The organism is Curtobacterium sp. Curtsp57 (assembly GCF_047324335.1).
Taxonomy (GTDB): Bacteria; Actinomycetota; Actinomycetes; order Actinomycetales; family Microbacteriaceae; genus Curtobacterium.
Map to the genome: position 1 here is coordinate 1,921,445 of NZ_CP168511.1, position 16,225 is coordinate 1,937,669.

14 protein-coding genes are annotated in these 16,225 nt (G+C 71.6%); 11 read left to right on the forward strand and 3 right to left on the reverse strand.

The features are described 5' to 3' along the window. Positions 1-3 precede the first annotated feature (3 nt). Positions 4-1,863 carry a molecular chaperone DnaK gene (gene dnaK / locus ACEN9V_RS08990; protein ID WP_281266771.1) on the reverse strand — a complete coding sequence of 620 codons (1,860 nt, stop codon included), beginning with the start codon at positions 1,861-1,863 and terminating at the stop codon, positions 4-6. A gap of 184 nt (positions 1,864-2,047) precedes the next feature. Between dnaK and ACEN9V_RS08995 the strand changes: the two genes are divergently transcribed. From ACEN9V_RS08995 to ACEN9V_RS09035, 9 genes are read left to right on the forward strand one after another with little or no spacing between them, the layout of a single operon-like run. After that, positions 2,048-2,479: a DUF3060 domain-containing protein gene (locus ACEN9V_RS08995; RefSeq protein WP_413602959.1), complete on the forward strand. Its 432-nt coding sequence runs from the start codon at positions 2,048-2,050 to the stop codon at positions 2,477-2,479. A 37-nt stretch (positions 2,480-2,516) separates the two neighbouring features. Next, the gene (locus tag ACEN9V_RS09000; protein WP_413602960.1) at positions 2,517-3,944 is read left to right on the forward strand and encodes a polysaccharide biosynthesis tyrosine autokinase; all 1,428 of its coding nucleotides are present in this window, start codon (positions 2,517-2,519) and stop codon (positions 3,942-3,944) included. Continuing rightward, the gene (locus ACEN9V_RS09005) at positions 3,941-5,002 is read left to right on the forward strand and encodes a polysaccharide biosynthesis protein (protein WP_413602961.1); all 1,062 of its coding nucleotides are present in this window, start codon (positions 3,941-3,943) and stop codon (positions 5,000-5,002) included. Before ACEN9V_RS09000 ends, ACEN9V_RS09005 begins: the two co-directional genes overlap by 4 nt. Further along, the gene (locus ACEN9V_RS09010; RefSeq protein ID WP_413602962.1) at positions 4,999-6,117 is read left to right on the forward strand and encodes an NAD-dependent epimerase/dehydratase family protein; all 1,119 of its coding nucleotides are present in this window, start codon (positions 4,999-5,001) and stop codon (positions 6,115-6,117) included. The genes ACEN9V_RS09005 and ACEN9V_RS09010 overlap by 4 nt, the downstream gene beginning before the upstream one ends. Further along, entirely contained in the window at positions 6,114-7,262 is a 1,149-nt protein-coding gene (wecB, locus tag ACEN9V_RS09015) for a non-hydrolyzing UDP-N-acetylglucosamine 2-epimerase (RefSeq protein WP_413602963.1), read from the forward strand. The genes ACEN9V_RS09010 and wecB overlap by 4 nt, the downstream gene beginning before the upstream one ends. Continuing rightward, positions 7,259-8,455 (forward strand): hypothetical protein, encoded by a 1,197-nt coding sequence (locus ACEN9V_RS09020; protein ID WP_413602964.1) that lies wholly within the window; start codon positions 7,259-7,261, stop codon positions 8,453-8,455. The genes wecB and ACEN9V_RS09020 overlap by 4 nt, the downstream gene beginning before the upstream one ends. Then, a complete protein-coding gene (locus tag ACEN9V_RS09025; RefSeq protein WP_413602965.1) occupies positions 8,452-9,675 on the forward strand; it encodes a hypothetical protein in 1,224 nt (407 codons plus the stop codon). The genes ACEN9V_RS09020 and ACEN9V_RS09025 overlap by 4 nt, the downstream gene beginning before the upstream one ends. 11 nt (positions 9,676-9,686) lie before the next feature. Next, complete coding sequence (locus tag ACEN9V_RS09030) at positions 9,687-10,928, forward strand: glycosyltransferase family 4 protein (RefSeq protein ID WP_413602966.1); 1,242 nt, start codon at positions 9,687-9,689, stop codon at positions 10,926-10,928. Continuing rightward, positions 10,925-12,058, forward strand: coding sequence for a glycosyltransferase (locus tag ACEN9V_RS09035; RefSeq protein ID WP_413602967.1), 1,134 nt, complete (start codon positions 10,925-10,927; stop codon positions 12,056-12,058). Before ACEN9V_RS09030 ends, ACEN9V_RS09035 begins: the two co-directional genes overlap by 4 nt. Here ACEN9V_RS09035 and ACEN9V_RS09040 read toward each other — a convergent pair. Both ACEN9V_RS09040 and ACEN9V_RS09045 read right to left on the reverse strand, forming a co-directional pair. Continuing rightward, positions 12,008-12,706, reverse strand: coding sequence for a sugar transferase (locus ACEN9V_RS09040; protein WP_413602968.1), 699 nt, complete (start codon positions 12,704-12,706; stop codon positions 12,008-12,010). The two genes, ACEN9V_RS09035 and ACEN9V_RS09040, sit on opposite strands and share 51 nt — an antisense overlap. Next, positions 12,703-13,929, reverse strand: a complete 1,227-nt coding sequence (locus ACEN9V_RS09045; protein WP_413602969.1) for a glycosyltransferase family 4 protein — start codon at positions 13,927-13,929, stop codon at positions 12,703-12,705. The genes ACEN9V_RS09040 and ACEN9V_RS09045 overlap by 4 nt, the downstream gene beginning before the upstream one ends. A 71-nt stretch (positions 13,930-14,000) precedes the next feature. Between ACEN9V_RS09045 and ACEN9V_RS09050 the strand changes: the two genes are divergently transcribed. Together ACEN9V_RS09050 and ACEN9V_RS09055 are read left to right on the forward strand one after the other, a co-directional pair. Further along, on the forward strand, positions 14,001-15,173 hold the full coding sequence (locus ACEN9V_RS09050; protein ID WP_413602970.1) for an ankyrin repeat domain-containing protein: 1,173 nt from the start codon (positions 14,001-14,003) through the stop codon (positions 15,171-15,173). Between the two features lie 59 nt (positions 15,174-15,232). Continuing rightward, a complete protein-coding gene (locus tag ACEN9V_RS09055) occupies positions 15,233-16,219 on the forward strand; it encodes a hypothetical protein (protein WP_413602971.1) in 987 nt (328 codons plus the stop codon). Positions 16,220-16,225: the final 6 nt, after the last annotated feature.

Sequence of the window (16,225 nt, forward strand, 5' to 3'; positions counted from 1 at the left end):
CGGCTACTTCTTGTCGTTCTCGTCGTCGTCCACGACCTCGGCGTCGACGATGTCCTCGTCGTCGGCCGGCTGCTCGTCCGTGGGCTGGTCGCCACCGGCGGCCGCGCCCGCGTCCTGCTGCGCGTAGATCGCCTGGCCGAGCTTGCCCTGCGACTCGTTGAGCTTGTCGAAGGCGGTCTTGACGGCGTCGTCGTCCTCACCAGCAAGGGCGGACTTCAGGGCGTCGACGTCGGCCTGCACCTCGGACTTGACGTCGGCGGGCAGCTTCTCGTCGTTCTCCTTGATGAGCTTCTCGATCGAGTAGACGAGCTGCTCGGCCTGGTTGCGACGCTCGTTGGCCTCGCGACGGGCCTTGTCCTCGGCCGCGTGCTCCTCGGCTTCGCGGACCATGCGCTCGATGTCCTCCTTCGGCAGCGAGGAGCCGCCGGAGATGACCATCGACTGCTCCTTGCCGGTGCCCTTGTCCTTCGCGGACACGTGCACGATGCCGTTGGCGTCGATGTCGAAGGTGACCTCGACCTGCGGGACGCCACGGGGAGCGGGCGCGATGCCGGTGAGCTCGAACGTGCCGAGCGGCTTGTTGTCGCGGGTGAACTCGCGCTCGCCCTGGAAGACCTGGATCGCGACCGACGGCTGGTTGTCGTCAGCGGTCGTGAAGGTCTCGCTCCGCTTGGTCGGGATCGCGGTGTTGCGGTCGATGAGCTTCGTCATCAGGCCGCCCTTGGTCTCGATGCCGAGCGACAGCGGGGTGACGTCGATGAGCAGGACGTCCTTGCGCTCGCCCTTCAGCACGCCGGCCTGCAGTGCGGCGCCGACGGCGACGACCTCGTCCGGGTTGACGCCCTGGTTCGGCGACTTCCCACCGGTCAGCGACTTGACGACCTCGGCCACGGCGGGCATGCGGGTCGAGCCGCCGACGAGGACCACGTGCGCGATGTCGTTGACCGACACGCCCGCTTCCTTGATGACGTCGTTGAACGGCTTCTTGGTGCGGTCGAGCAGGTCGGAGGTCATCTGCTCGAACTGGGCGCGCGAGATGGTCTCGTCCAGGTTCAGCGGGCCGTCGGCCGTCAGCGTGAGGTACGGCAGCTGGATGCTGGCGCTCAGCTGGCTCGAGAGCTCCTTCTTGGCCTGCTCTGCGGCTTCCTTGAGACGCTGCTTGGCGATCTTGTCCGTGGACAGGTCCACGCCGTGCTCGTCCTTGAACTTCTTGATCAGGTAGTCGACGATGCGCTGGTCCCAGTCGTCACCACCGAGGCGGTTGTCACCGGAGGTCGCACGGACCTGGATCGTGGAGAAGTCGTCGTCCTTGCCCACCTCGAGCAGGGAGACGTCGAACGTCCCGCCACCGAGGTCGAAGACCAGGATGAGCTCGTCTTCCTTGCCCTTGTCGAGGCCGTAGGCCAGCGCGGCCGCGGTCGGCTCGTTGATGATGCGGAGGACGTTGAGCCCGGCGATCTCACCGGCGTCCTTGGTCGCCTGGCGCTCGGCGTCGTTGAAGTACGCCGGCACGGTGATGACCGCGTCGGTGACGTCTTCGCCGAGGTACTGCTCGGCGTCGCGCTTGAGCTTGCCGAGGATGCGCGCCGAGATCTCCTGCGGCGTGTACTTCTTGCCGTCGATGTCCGTCGTCCAGTCGGTGCCGATGTGGCGCTTGACGCTGGCGATGGTGCGGTCGACGTTCGTGACGGCCTGGCGCTTGGCGGTCTCGCCGACCAGGACCTCGCCGTCCTTCGTGAACGCGACGATCGACGGCGTGGTGCGCATGCCCTCGGCGTTCGCGATGACCGTGGGCTCGCCGCCTTCGAGAACGGAGACGACGGAGTTGGTGGTTCCGAGGTCGATGCCTACTGCACGTCCCATGTGTTGGTGCTCCTTCTGTTGGTGCGGATGCTGCTGAAGTCTGCGGACTTGCGTCCGATGGACTCAACTCTACTCCGGACCGGAGGCGAGTCAACCCAGCCAGCTGGAAGTTGCGTCTGAACGGCGCAAGTTTTTGGCGATATCACTATTTCGATATTTAACATTTAACTGATATTCTGAATACATGCGTGTCCCGAACCTGACATCCCGCACCGCCACCGGGTGCATCGCCATCGCCGGCGCGGCGCTCCTGCTCTCCGGTTGCGCACAGCAGCAGCCGACGGACGACTCCGCCTCGAAGCCGTCGGCATCAGCGACCGCTTCCACGGCAACCGAGCGCGCACCGTACGACAACACCTGCGATGGTGCGCAGGCGGTCATCAGCGGGGACGGCGACGCCCATGAACTCGGGGACTGCGCCACGGTCTCCATCGTCAGTGCCGGTGCGACGGTCACCCTCGGGAAGACGAAGGCGCTCATGGTCGAGGGCAGCGGGAACCAGATCACCGTCACCGGGACGGAACACCTCACGCTCCTCGGCTCCGGGAACACCGTCACGGTCACGGGGTCCACACCGGAGGTCGACGACCAGGGCCACGGCAACACCGTCCGCTGAACCGACCCCCGCAGCTCCCCTCGCCCGAAGGAACGACATGGACCTCCCCGACATCCTCAGCGCCCTCAGACGGCGGTGGCGCGTGGTGCTCGCGGGACTCGCCGTCGGCGTCGCAGGAGCGGCCGGGCACCTGGCACTCGCCGTCCCGACGTACGACGCGACGACCCGGATGTACGTCACGGTCCAGGCCGCCGGCGCCGGTTCCACGACCGATCTCCTCCAGGGCGGCAACGCGGCCGAACAGCGAGTGCAGTCGTACGTGGACATCATCACGACACCCCGCGTCCTCCAGCCGGCCATCGACGCGCTCGGTCTCGACACCACGGCGCAGGAACTCGCCGAACACGTCACCGCAGCGTCGCCGGTCAACACAGTGCTCCTCGACCTCACCGTGGACGACACGTCGGCCGAGCGCGCGGCGGCGACGGCAAACGCGATCGGCGAGAGCTTCACCGCGCTCGTCGCCGACGACCTCGAGCAGGGCACCACACCGGACGGACCGACCCCGGTGTCGATCCGGACCGTGCAACCGGCTCTCGTCCCGGACGCCCCGGCGACGCCCCGCGCGATGCGGAGCATGCTGCTCGGCATCGGCACCGGTCTCGCGGCGGGGGTGCTCGCCGCGCTGCTCCGGGACCTCCTCGACACCAGGATCCGCACGCGAGCCGAGGTCGAGGCCGTCACCGCGCGCCCGGTCCTCGGGCTCATCCCGCGGACGAAGGACGTCGAGCGCGCTCCGGTGTACGTCCAGGGCGACACCCGCGGGTCCTTCGCTGAGGCGTTCCGAGCGCTGCGGACCAACCTGCGCTTCGTCAGCCGGCCGGGCGCCGATCGCGTCGTCGTCGTCACGTCCGCGGGCGCCGGCGAGGGGAAGACGACGACGGTGCTGAACCTCGCCGCAGCGCTCATGGAGGGCGGATCGACCGTCGCCGTCGTCGACTGCGACCTCCGACGGCCGGCGATCGCCACGCGGCTCGGCATGCCGAACGAGGCCGGTCTCACCGACGTGCTGATCGGCCGCGCGGAGCTCGAGGACGTGCTGCACCCCTGGGGCGGGACGGGCTCCGTGCTGCTGACGGGCACCGCCGCGCCGAACCCGGCGGACCTCCTCGCCTCGGACGCGATGACCGAGGTGCTCGGTGCGCTCGCCGACACCCACGACCACGTCCTCATCGACACGCCGCCGCTCCTGCCGGTGACGGACGCCGCGGTCCTCGCCTCCTCGACGGCCGGCGCGCTCGTCGTGACGGCCGTCGGACGCTCGCGCACCACGGACCTCCGCGACGCGCTCGCCGTGCTCGACCGCGCCGGCGCGCGCGTGGTCGGCATCGCCATCGGGATGGCCGCCATCCCACGACGAACCGACGGGTACGCGTACCGGCCGGAGCGCCGGAGCCACTCAGCCCAGCCAGAGCGGACACGGACCACGAGAACGAACCGAGACCCCAGACAGGACAGACCATGATCCCCAGCACCGACTCCCTGATCGGCTCCCGCGTCCTCGTGACCGGTGGCACCGGGTCCTTCGGCAAGACCGTCTCCAAGCGGCTGCTCGCCCGCGGTGTCGGTGAGGTCCGCATCCTCAGCCGCGACGAGGCCAAGCAGGACCAGCTGCGGCACGAGCTCGGCGACCCGCGCGCGCGGTTCTACCTGGGCGACGTGCGCGAGCCGGAGAGCGTCGGCCGCGCGATGCGCGGCGTCGACCACGTCTTCCACGCGGCCGCACTGAAGCAGGTGCCCTCGTGCGAGTTCTTCCCGTTGGAGGCGGTGCGGACCAACGTGCTCGGCAGCCAGAACGTCGTCGCCGCTGCGGTCGCCGCCGACGTGCAGTCGGTCGTGTGCCTGAGCACCGACAAGGCCGTCTACCCGGTGAACGCAATGGGCATCAGCAAGGCGCTGATGGAGAAGGTCGCGCTGTCCTTCGGGCTCAACAACGCCGACGCCACGACCAAGGTCTCCTGCGTGCGGTACGGCAACGTGATGTACTCCCGCGGCTCGGTCATCCCGCTGTTCGTCGACCAGCTGCGCCGTGGGCAGGAGCTCACCATCACGAACCCGGAGATGACCCGGTTCATGATGTCGCTCGACCACAGCGTCGACCTGGTGGAGCACGCATTCGTGCACGCGAACCAGGGCGACCTGTTCGTGAAGAAGGCCGCCTCCTGCACGATCGGTGACCTGGCCCGTGCGCTCGCGAACCTCTTCGGCGTCCAGGGCGACCCGTTCCGTGTGATCGGCACGCGGCACGCGGAGAAGCTCTCCGAGGCGCTCGCCAGCCGCGAAGAACTCGCGCGCGCCGAGGACATGGGCGACTACTTCCGCATCCCGGCGGACATCCGGGACCTCAACTACGCCGCGTACTACGAGGAGGGCGACCCGGAGCAGACCGAACGCGTCGCCTACGACTCCCACACCGTCGACCGGCTCGACGTCCGGGGTGTCGAGGACCTCCTGCTGACCCTGCCGCAGATCCGCACCGAGCTCGCCAGCGCCGGCCGCACCCCGGTCCGGGTCGCGGCGTGAGCTCGCGCAGCGGTCGCGGCGACGGGCTCCTCGCCGTCAGCGGCCGGGGCGGCTTCGTCGGCTGGCACCTCCGCGCCCTGCTCCACGCCGACGGTCGGCCGTGGCGCAACGTGGACGTCCGCGTCCCGGACCCGTCCCTGCACGAGGTCGCGGCGCTGGCGCCGACCGTCACCGCCGTGCACGTCGCGGGCATCGTCCGCGGCACCGACCGGGAACTGCGGGAGGGCAACGTCGAGCTGGCGCACCGCTTCGTCGACGCGCTCGAGCGATCGGGGGCATCGCCCCGTGAGGTCGTCTACGCCAACTCGTCCGCGCCCGGCCCGGCGGGGGCGTACGCCGAGGGGAAGGCGCTCGCCGGCGAGGTGCTGCTCCGCGCCGCCGCCCGGTGGGGAGCCCGCTTCACCGACGTCGTCATCGACAACGTCTTCGGGGAGCACGGCCTCCCCGGGCACAACACCGTGACGTCGACGTTCTGCGACCGCCTGGCGCGTGGACAGGCGCTCCCGGTCGACTCGGACCACGTCCGGACCTTCGTGCACGCCCAGGACGTCGCCGAAGCGCTCGTCGGACACATCGACCAGCAGGAGCTCGCGTCGCGCGGGACGACGATCACGATCCCGGAGCTCGCGGCACGGCTGCGCGCCCTGGCGAACGTCTACGACCGGGGTGAGATCCCGGCGCTCCCGGGTCCGTACGACCGCGATCTGCTGAACACCTACCGTTCCTACGCCTTCGGGGTCGCACCGGTCCAGCGGCTCACGTCGGCATCCGACCACCGGGGCGCGTTCACCGAGCTCGTCAGGAGCCACGGCGGCACCGGACAGACCGGCGTCTCCACCACGCTCCCCGGTGTGACCCGCGGGAACCACTTCCACCGCCGCAAGCTCGAACGCTTCGTCGTCGTGCAGGGCAGCGCCCGGATCGTGCTCCGCCGGGTGCTCACCGGCGAGCGCCACGTCATCGACGTCTCCGGCGACGACCCGGTCGCGGTCGACATGCCGACGCTGTGGGCGCACTCGATCACGAACACCGGGACGTCCCCGCTCGTCACGGCCTTCTGGACGAACGACCTCTTCGACCCCGCCCGACCCGACACCCACCAGGACGCAGCATGACCACGCGACACGGATCCGACCGGACGAAGATCGTGACGATCGTGGGCACCCGCCCCGAGGTCATCCGACTCTCCGCGGTGATCCATCTGCTCGACGCGACCTGCGACCACGTCCTGGTGCACACCGGGCAGAACCACGACCGGCAGCTGCACGACGTCTTCTTCGAGGACCTGGACCTCCGCCGGCCCGACCACCACCTGGCGATCGACACCACGTCACTCGGCACCGTGCTCGGCGGCATCATGCTCGAGACCGAACGGGTCCTGCGCGAGGAACGTCCGGACGGCGTGCTCATCCTCGGCGACACGAACAGCGCGGTGTCGGCGCTCGTGGCGAAGCGGATGCGCATCCCGGTGTTCCACATGGAGGCCGGCAACCGCTCGTTCGACGAGAACGTGCCGGAGGAGACCAACCGCCGCATGGTCGACCACGTGGCCGACTACAACCTCGTGTACACCGAACACGCCCGCAGGAACCTGCTCGCCGAGGGCCTCCACCCGTCCAGGATCGTGCTGACCGGGTCACCGCTCGGCGAGGTGCTCACGACCCACCGCCGCCGGATCGAGGCGAGCGACGTCCTGGACCGCACGGGCCTGTCCCGCGACGGCTACGTGCTCGTGAGCGCCCACCGTGAGGAGAACGTCGACGACCCGGCCCGACTGGTCGCGCTGCTCGAGGCGGTCCAGGCGGTCGGCGACGAGTACGACCTCCCCGTCCTGGTCTCGACGCACCCCAGGACCCGGCGGTCACTCGCGACGATCGACCTGTCGGCGTACCCGCGTGTCCGGTTCCACGAGCCGTTCGGCTTCCACGACTACAACCAATTGCAGCGCTCGGCGTTCGTCGTCCTGTCCGACTCCGGCACGATCAGCGAGGAGTCGGTCATCCTCGGGTTCCCCGCGGTGACGCTCCGCGACCGCATCGAGCGGCCGGAGGCGATCGACACCGGCTCGATGATCACCGCAGGGGTCACCGCCAGTGCGGTGACGGAGGCGGTGCGGTTCGTGCGCACCGCCACCGGTCACACCCGGTCTGGAGGCCCGTCCGAGTACTCGGTGCAGGACACCGCCCGGCGCGTGGTCGGGTTCGTCCTGGGCACGGCGCACGCGCACCACGCGAACGCCGGGATCCGGCGCCGGCCGTGACGGCCGTCCGGGCGGCGGTCCGCCGACCGGCACTGCGGTTCACGACGACGCTGGCCGTCGCAGCCCCGTACGTGCTGCTGATCCTGCCGATGGCGGTGTGGAACGACGCCCCCGGGACGGACTTCATCGTCCGGACCGCGGGGCTCGCGCTGCTCGGGACCGTCTCGGTCGAGGGCTCGATCGCGCTGCTCGCCTGCGCGGAACGGCGTTCAGGACGCCCCACGACCGCCCGGCTCGACGGCGTGGCCCGGTGGGACCCGGGCCGTGTCGCGACCGTGGCACGCTGGGTGACGGTCGCGGCGGTCACGGCGAACCTCACGCTCGTGCTCCTCGGCGGGCTCACCCTGCTGTCACAGGTGAACGCGGTCGTCCCGTCCGGCGTGCTGACCCTGCTGACGCCGTTCACGTCGTGGCCGGTCCTGGCACTCGCGCTGCTCGTCGCGGCGAACGGACTCGGTGGGCTGGGTCGGGGCGCCACCGTCAGGTGGATCGTGCTCCTCGTCGTGGCGCACATCACCATGGCGGTCGTCCGTGGCACGACGGCGGCCACGACGACGTTCATCATCACCGCGATGACGCTGGCGGTGATGACCAAGCTGGTGCCCACCCGGTGGATCGTCGGCTTGGCGACGGCGGGCATCGCATCGTGGCCGGTGGTGTTCGCCGTCCGCAACGACCTCCGCAGAGCGGACGGGATCGCGGTCAGCGATGCGGTGACCGCGACCGACCGTCTGCGGTTCGACGAACAGATCGTGCGCGCGCAGCAGTACGGCGCCGGCCACGACCTCGGTCAGCCCGATCTGTGGGCGACGGTCCGCTACGGTCTGGTCCCGCGGTTCCTCGACCCCGAGCGACCCGCGATCAGCTCGGGCAACGCGATCAACGAGTTCCTCGGCGGATCGTCCTTCTCGTCGTACACGTTCCTGCCGGTCGCGACCACGTGGTTCTTCTGGGGTGGCGTCGCTGTCGTCCTGCTCTACGCGGTGTTCGCGGCCGTGATGGTCTCGCTCCGCCCGTGGGACGCCATCGGCCGGCGTCCGATCGCGCTGGTCCTCGCGACCCTGCTCCTGAGCGGTCCGCTCGCGTGGTTCTCGACACCGCCGGACGCGTCGATCGCGATGCTGCAAGCGGTCGTCGCCGCCTCTCCGGTCGTGCTCGTGCTCTGGGTCTGGGCGCGGGAGCGCGACGGGTGACGGTCGACGGCGGCGCCACGTCGCGGCTGCGGAACCGGGCGGTCGGCGCGCTCGTGGTGGCCGCGTGCACGAGTGGTTCTGGGTTCCTCGTCGCCATCGCGGTGGCCCGGGTGTCGACGGTCGACGAGACCGGACGGTTCGCGATCGCTGCGGCGACGATCGTGCTCCTGACGGCATTCGCGCGGTCGGCCGTGACCGACCCGCTCGTGGTCCACCCGAGCGGGTCGCCGGAGCTCCGGAAGCTCGGCCGCGCCTCCGTCCTCGGGCTCGGCGGCGCCGTCGTGACGGGAGCCGCGGCGGTCCTGCTGCGGTCCGAGTACCTCTTCGTCGGCGCACTCGCACTCCACGGGATCACCCTCCGCGAGTGTGCCCGTGCCGTCCTCGTCGGGCGGGGGTCCGCCCGCGCAGCGGCCTCCGTGGAAGCCGTGTGGCTGCTCGCCGCCGCGGTGTCGTTCGGAGCGACCACACTGGGCCCCTGGACCGCCGTGACCGCCTTCGCGGTCTGGGCAGGCACCGGCTCGGCGCTCGGGTACGCGTCGTGCGTCTGGCAACGCTTCGACGTGGTCCCGCGCTGGCGTGCGACACCCGTGCCCACGTCCCGTTCGGTCGCGTTCGCCGCGGACACGCTGATCGGCAGCGGTGTGGTGCAGCTCGTGACGTGGGTGGCCACCGCGATCGGTGGGCTGTCCGTCGCCGCAGCACTGCGGGGTGCCGGGACCCTGGCCGGTCCGGTCACGGTGGGCCTCGGCGCCGTCCGGTCCCTGCTCATCCCACGAGCGGTCTCCCGGCTCACCGACGGGCGCGGGGTCCGTGGCCTCGCGGGTGACACCGCCGTGCTCTGTCTCGTCGCCGCTCCCGCACTCGTCGTGCTCGCCGCGGCGGGATCGCTCCCGCCCTCGGTCGGACGTGCGCTGCTCGGCGACACCTGGCCGCTCGTCGCGCCCGTGCTGCTCTGCACCGCGGTCGAGTTGCTGTTCCAGCTGGTGGCGTCGGTGCCCGAGTCCGCGCACCGGGCTCTGGGACTGTCGCGGCGCATCGTCGCCCTGCGCACGGTCTCGGCGGTCGTCCGGGTACCGGCCGCGGTCGCCGCCGCACCGTTCGGGATCGGCGCGCTCGTCGCCACGGCGACGGTCGTCACCGCCGTGAACGCGGTCGCGTGGTGGTGCAGCCTCCTCGTGGTCCGCCACGGGTCCTCCCCCGTCCGACAACCGATCCGATGAGAGAGGACAGCATGCCGAAGCTCGCGATCGTCGTCCCCGAGTACCGCACCCGTGAAGCCCCCGGCGGCGGCCTGGCCGCCGTCGCCGACTTCGTCGCCGACGCGCTCGGGGGCGACTCGGTGCCCGTCCACGAGCGGTGGGACGTCCGCATCGTCGCTCCGCGGATGTTCCACGCCGCACCGGGACACGCATCGCTCCTCCGACCGCGGTCGATCGTCCGCGGCGTGCTCGCGGCCCGCCGGCCGGACGGCGACCGGGCCGTGTGGGACGTCGGTACCGTGATGCCGGAGGTCGAAGCGAACCGCTACCGACCGCGACGTCCGCTGACCGAGCTCGTCGACGCGTGCGACGCCGCGGTCGTGATCGCGGGGACGCCGGCGATCGGCTGCGTCATGCGGGACGTCCGGGTCCCCTGGGTGCTCAAGGTGGCCTCGCTGGTCGAGGAGGAACGGGCCGCGCGCCTCGCGGACACCCCCGGTGCCCGCGGGTTCCTCCTCCGGCGGGCGACTGCGTCGACAGCACACCTCGATCGGCGGGCGTTGCAGCTGCCCGATGCGGTCGTCACACTGAACGGCTCGATGGCGGATCGCCTCGCCGAACTGACGAGCCGTCCGGTCCGTCTGCTCCCGATGGGCGTGGACACCGACCGCTTCCGACCGGCGGACGTCCGGGTGCATGACGGACCGATCGTCATGGTCAGCCGGCTCAACGACCCGCGCAAGGACGTGCCGACCCTGCTGCGCGCCTACGCCGTCGCACGCCGGGACCACGGCGTCACCAACCGCCTCGTCCTCGCCGGCCGCCACGGTCTCCCCGCCGCGCACCGGGCGATGATCGACGCGCTCGGCCTCCGGAACGACGTCGACGTGGTCGCGGCACCGTCGGACACCGATCTCGCCGCGCTGCTCCGCACGGCGTCGGTCTTCGCGCTGGCCTCCCGCGAGGAAGGACTCGGTGTCGTCTTACTCGAGGCGATGGCCGCCGGACTCCCCGTCGTCACCACGGCGACCCGCGGCGCCGAGCACGCGGTACCGGCGCTCGCGGGCGTCCACGTGCCGTTTGGCGCCGCCATCGTGGACGACCTGGCGCGTGCCCTGGCCGAGGTCCTGCACGACCGCCCGCGTGCGGACGCCATGGGCCGGAGCGGGAGGGCGCACGTCGACGCGACGTACGGCCTCCACGTGGCGGCTCGCCGATGGCGCGACCTGGTGTCGTCGCTGGCCGCGGGTCGTTCGAGCGGTGCCGCACGATGAGGCGCGTCCGCGTCCTCGCGCCGTACTTCGCGCCGGCGGTCGACGGGGGTGGTCCGATCCGGACGCTCGGCGCGCTCGTCAGGACCGCCCCCTTGGACGTCGCAGTCGAGGTCGTGACGCGGGATCGTGACCTCGGCGCCGCCGAACGGCTCGCGGTCCCCACGTGCCCCGTGGTGGACGGTGCGGTGACGATCCGCTACCTCGACACCCGTGGCGTGTCCGGCTCGTGGTCGCTCGTCGGCGCCCTGCGCGCACGACCCGCTCCCGAACTGACCTACGTCAACAGCGTGTTCGACGCGCGGTTCTCGGTGCTCCCGCTCCTGCTCCGCCGCCTCGGGGTGGTGCGCTCCCGTCGGGTCCTCCTCGCCCCGCGCGGCGAACTCGACCCGGGAGCGCTCGCCCTCGGCAACCGGAAGAAGCGCTGCTACCTGCGCGCTGCTCGAGCGCTCGGCGTGTTCCACGGCGTCACGTGGCACGCGTCCACGGAGGACGAGGCCGACCACGTGCGGGCCGCCGTGGGCGACCGGACCCGGGTCGTGGTCCGGGAGAACGAGACGTCGCTGCCGGACCGGGCCCGGCGACGTGCACCCGAGCGCGGCGAGGTGCTCGAGCTCGTGACGGTCGGACGGATCAGCCCGAAGAAGCGGACGCACCTGCTGATCGAGGCGCTGGCGCACGTACGCAGGCGTGTCCGCCTGCAGGTCGTCGGTCCTGCCACCGACACCGCCTACGCACGCCGGTGCCTGGACGCGGCACGGCGGCTCCCCACGAACGTCGAGGTGGCGTTCACCGGGACGCTCGAACACGACGACGTCCTCGAGTGCATCGCCCGCTCGCACGCGATGGTCACCGCGACCGCCGCGGAGAACTTCGGGCACACCGTCGCCGAGACGCTGTCGGTCGGACGCCCCGTGCTCCTGCCCGACACGACGCCCTGGTCGGACCGGGTCCGCGACGGCGGAGGCACGGTCGTCGACGACGGCGCCTGGACCGCGACGATCGAGTCGTGGGCCGCGATGCCCGCGCCGGAGCTCGCGCGCCGTGCCGGAGCGGCGGCGGACGTCTACGACCGCTGGCGGTCAACCGTGCAGCAGCCGCACGTGTTCGACCTGGTGTTCGGCGACGGCTGACGCGCGCGGCGAGGGGTCGGTGCCCTCGAAGGTCGGCATCGTCGCGTGCCCCGGCTGGGCGATCCCGTGGCGTGAGAGCACGGTCCGGACCGTGGCCACGAGGATCTGGAGATCGAGCACCAGTGACCGCCGCTCGACGTACTCGACGTCGTGCTCGAGCCGAGTCGCCCAGTCGATCGCGTTGCGGCCGCGGACCTGCGCCAGGCCGGTCATCCCCGGACGGACCTCGTGCCGGCGCGCCTGCCGCTCCGAGTAGCGGTCGAGGTAGGAGACGAGCAGGGGGCGCGGGCCGATCAGGCTCATGTCGCCGCGGACGACGTTCACCAGGTTGGGCAGCTCGTCGAGGCTGGTCGCTCGGAGGAACCGCCCGACCCGCGTGATGCGCAGGTGGTCGCCCTCGGTGCCGGCGAGCTCCAGCGCGGCGTCCGGTCGCATCGACCGGAACTTGAGGATCCGGAAGGGCACGCCGCCCCGACCTGGCCGGGTCTGCCGGTAGAGCGCCGGACCACCGCCGCCGGCGCGGACGACGACCGCCAGGACGAGCAGCAGCGGTGCCAACAGGACGAGCAGCGTGCTCGCGCCGATCAGGTCGGCGACGCGTTTCCACGGGTCCCACACGCGGCGGCCCCCCGCGTCCCCGGCGGTCACCGCGCCACCTTCCGCAGGATCTGGTCGACACGGTCGAGCGCGACGCCGCCGTCCATGTGCTCGGCGACGACGGCCAGGGCGTTGGCGGACAGCCGACTGCGCTCATCCCCGCTGGTCGTGTGCGCGCGGCGGAATGCCGCCTCCAGTCGGTCCACGTCACCCGGCGGGACGACGATCCCGGCGCCACCGTCGGAGACGAGGTCCGCGGCGTCCCCGGAGAGTGCCGCGATGACCGGGACACCGTGCCCGAGCGCCTGCTGGAGCTTGGACGGCACGGTCACCGCGGCCATCGGGGCATCCGCGAGGGAGACGATCTCGAAGTCGGCTTCGGCGTGCACCTCGGGCATCTGCGCCGCGGGGACCGGCGCCCGGAACACGATGTTGCCTGCTCCGAGCTGCGCGGCGAGCGACCGGAGGTGGCCGTCGACGACCCCGGTCCCGATGACGACGAACTCCAGGTCCCCGAGGTCACCGCACCGGGCCGCGGCACGGACCACGGTGTCGAGGCCCTGGTTCGGCCCGAGCGTGCCCGCGTACACGATCCTGGTCCGCCCGTCGTCGCGGACGTCCCGGACGACGTCCCCGCTGCGGGGCTCGACCCAGTTGAGCAGCGACGTCGTCCGGTCGGGGTCCGCGCCACGATCGGTCAGCAGCGCCGCGGCACCAGGGGCGATCGCGATGACGTGCGCGGCCGCCCGGAGCACCGACCGGAGCCACCACAGCACTGCGCGTGCGACTGCCCGCGTCGCCCAGCCGCTGGCGATCATCCCGGACCCGGTGACGGACTCCGGCCAGATGTCCTGGACGTGCAGGACGTACGGCGTCCGGAACCGTCGTCGCCACCGCATCGGTGCGATGCCGACCGTCGGTTGCGCGCTGTAGACGTAGACGACGTCGGCATCGCGGCCGAGTCTCGACGCGGAGCATGTCGAGAGCGCGAAGCTCAGGTAGGCGATCACCCGGGCGAACGCCCGGTCGGAGTGGTCCGGGAGCATCGGGACGCGATGCACTGTCACGCCGTCCCGTCGCTCGACGTGGCCGAACCGCTGCTTCCAGCCCGGGAACACCCGGCCGCCCGGGTGGTTGGGGAACGCCGTGAGGACGGTGACGTCGTGCCCGCGGGCGTGCAGACCGATCGCGACCGAGTGGACGATCATGCCGACGTTCTCCGGCGGGTAGTACTGCGAGACGATGAGGGTCCGGAGTCGGCGATCGGCATGCACGCTGCAATATTAACATTTGAAATACATTCACTCGAGGAGTCCACCGGTCGATTCCGGCTAGTCTCGACCCCGTGCGATGGAGTCGAGTGAACTGGCCGTCAGTGGGCTACGTCTCGCTCGAGGACTTCGAGGGCAAGACCGACCACCTCGCCCGGCTGGTGCAGGACGCACCTCCGCCGGTCGCCGCCCTCGCCACGGTCCGGTGGACCGACTCCCGCATCGCCAGGTGGACGGTCGAGGACGGCCACCGGCACCAGGCGCCCGCGGACGACGACACCGCATCCCTGCCCGATCACGGCGAACCGGACCCCGTGGTCCTGCACGCGGACGTGCTGGTCCGCAACGACGAGGTGCTGGACACGCCAGAGGGACTCTGGCGCCGCTGGAACCACGCCCGCGTCCGCGTCCGCTTCGACGACGCCGTGATCGAGCCGCCGCTCCTCGACGCAGCGACCCTCCTCGCCGGTGACGCGCACGTCGTCCGCGGTGAGATCGAGCACGCGGGTCGGGACGCCTGGGAGCTCCGGCTCCTCGTCTCCCCCATCGGCGAGGTCGCGATCCGCTTCACGGACGCCACGATCGAGGTGCGCAGCGTCAACGAAGAGGACTTCACCGTCCTCGATTCGCGTCCGGCACGCGGCTGGCACGGTCCGGTGCCGGACGGATGGGTGGAGTGGGCGGACGAGGTGGTCCGCGCCGCAGCGTACGGCGACCTGGGCGGCCTGCACCTCGCCGACGACGCCAGCGACGTCGACGACCTGGACCTGCGGTGGGGCTTCGCCCCGCTGCACGCCGCAGCCTGGTTCGACCGGCCGGAGATGCTCGAGGAGCTCATCGGTCGCGGGGCCTCCCTCGAACTGCACGATGTCGAGGGCCGCACGCCGCTGACGCTGGCCATCGACCGCGACGCGCGCCGTGCCGTCGCGGTCTTCGTCGCCGCCGGCGCCGACCTGGAGGCCCGGGACACCGACGGCAACACGCCGATCGTCCGCGCTGCATGGGGTGGGCACGCGGCGATCGTGCGTGCCCTCGCCGAGGCGGGTGCGGACGCTGGTGTCCGCGGGTCGCGCGGTGCGACGCTGCTCATCGCCGCGGTCGACTCCGGGGACGTCGACACGGTGCGTGCCGCGCTCGACCTCGACGTGGACCGGGACGCCAGGGACGACGAGGGCTCGACCGCCGCGGCCCGCGCCGACCTGCTCCGTGATCCGACCGTGGCCCAGGTCCTCGCGGACGGCGCCTGACCACACCGGCTTGTCGATATTCCTGTTCTGGATTCAGCACATCGGATACCGTCCAGCATATGGGTTCCTCGACGACGCGACCACGCCTCCTGACCGTCCTCGCCACCACGCTCGTCGCGGCAGCCGCCGGCGGACTCACCGCCGCGACCCCGGCATCTGCAGCGGCGGGCATCCCGAACGTCGCCGGCGGCTCGGTCCTGGCCGGCCCGTTCGCCTACCCGCCGTTCGACAAGAAGGTGACCGCCACCGCGACGACCCTCACCGCCACCGCCACGCCCGACTGCCAAGAGGCGGTCCGATGCGAAGTCTCCGCTGCCGGCGCGACGCTGAGCAGCGGAGGACTCCGCCCGCTCTCGGTCGGCACCCAGCCCTGGCCGTCGTGGGTGCAGCCCGGCGAGGTCGTCACGGTGGTCTTCACCACGATCGCGCACGGCCGGAACGGCGGCCGGGACGAGGCGCGCGGCGGCGGCGACCCCTGGGTGGCGCGGCCCGGCCCGACCCGGACGAAGCTGATCGCCGAGATCCGATCGGTCGACCCCGTCACGAGGTCCGCGGTCATCGCCGGCACGGCGACGAAGGGCGCGCGCGTGTCGATCGGCGGTCAGGACACGGTCGTCGACACCACCACCGGCACGTGGTCGATCACGGTCACCGGCTTGTCCCTCGGCACGAACCCGCTCGTCGTGATCCAGAAGATCAACGGCATCGAGTACGACCGGGTGCCCCTGTCCGTCGTGCTCGACCCGCCGGCGCTCGACCCGGTCACGGTGACCGGTCCGGCGACCGTGCAGCCGGGGGTCGAGAACCGGTTCACGGGCACCGCGACGCCCCGAGCCACGTTCCGCGTCCTGGACGCCTCCGGCAACCCGCTCACCCCCGGGGAGCACGCCGTGCTCGGGGACGGCACGTGGGCGTTCGCCCTGACCGTCCCGGCAGGTGTGACGGAGTTCCAGTTCGCCATCGAGCAGACCGCGAACGGGCGGACCGAGACGAGCCGACTGTTCACGATCCCGGCGGACACCAGGAGCGAGCCGGCTTCCCGCTGACGGGCA

Bases quoted from the DNA above. Each gene is read 5' to 3' on its own strand.
- dnaK (WP_281266771.1), bottom strand. From the start codon at position 1,863: ATGGGACGTGCAGTAGGCATCGACCTCGGAACCACCAACTCCGTCGTC.
- ACEN9V_RS08995 (WP_413602959.1), top strand. From the start codon at position 2,048: ATGCGTGTCCCGAACCTGACATCCCGCACCGCCACCGGGTGCATCGCC.
- ACEN9V_RS09000 (WP_413602960.1), top strand. From the start codon at position 2,517: ATGGACCTCCCCGACATCCTCAGCGCCCTCAGACGGCGGTGGCGCGTG.
- ACEN9V_RS09005 (WP_413602961.1), top strand. From the start codon at position 3,941: ATGATCCCCAGCACCGACTCCCTGATCGGCTCCCGCGTCCTCGTGACC.
- wecB (WP_413602963.1), top strand. From the start codon at position 6,114: ATGACCACGCGACACGGATCCGACCGGACGAAGATCGTGACGATCGTG.
- ACEN9V_RS09030 (WP_413602966.1), top strand. From the start codon at position 9,687: ATGCCGAAGCTCGCGATCGTCGTCCCCGAGTACCGCACCCGTGAAGCC.
- ACEN9V_RS09035 (WP_413602967.1), top strand. From the start codon at position 10,925: ATGAGGCGCGTCCGCGTCCTCGCGCCGTACTTCGCGCCGGCGGTCGAC.
- ACEN9V_RS09055 (WP_413602971.1), top strand. From the start codon at position 15,233: ATGGGTTCCTCGACGACGCGACCACGCCTCCTGACCGTCCTCGCCACC.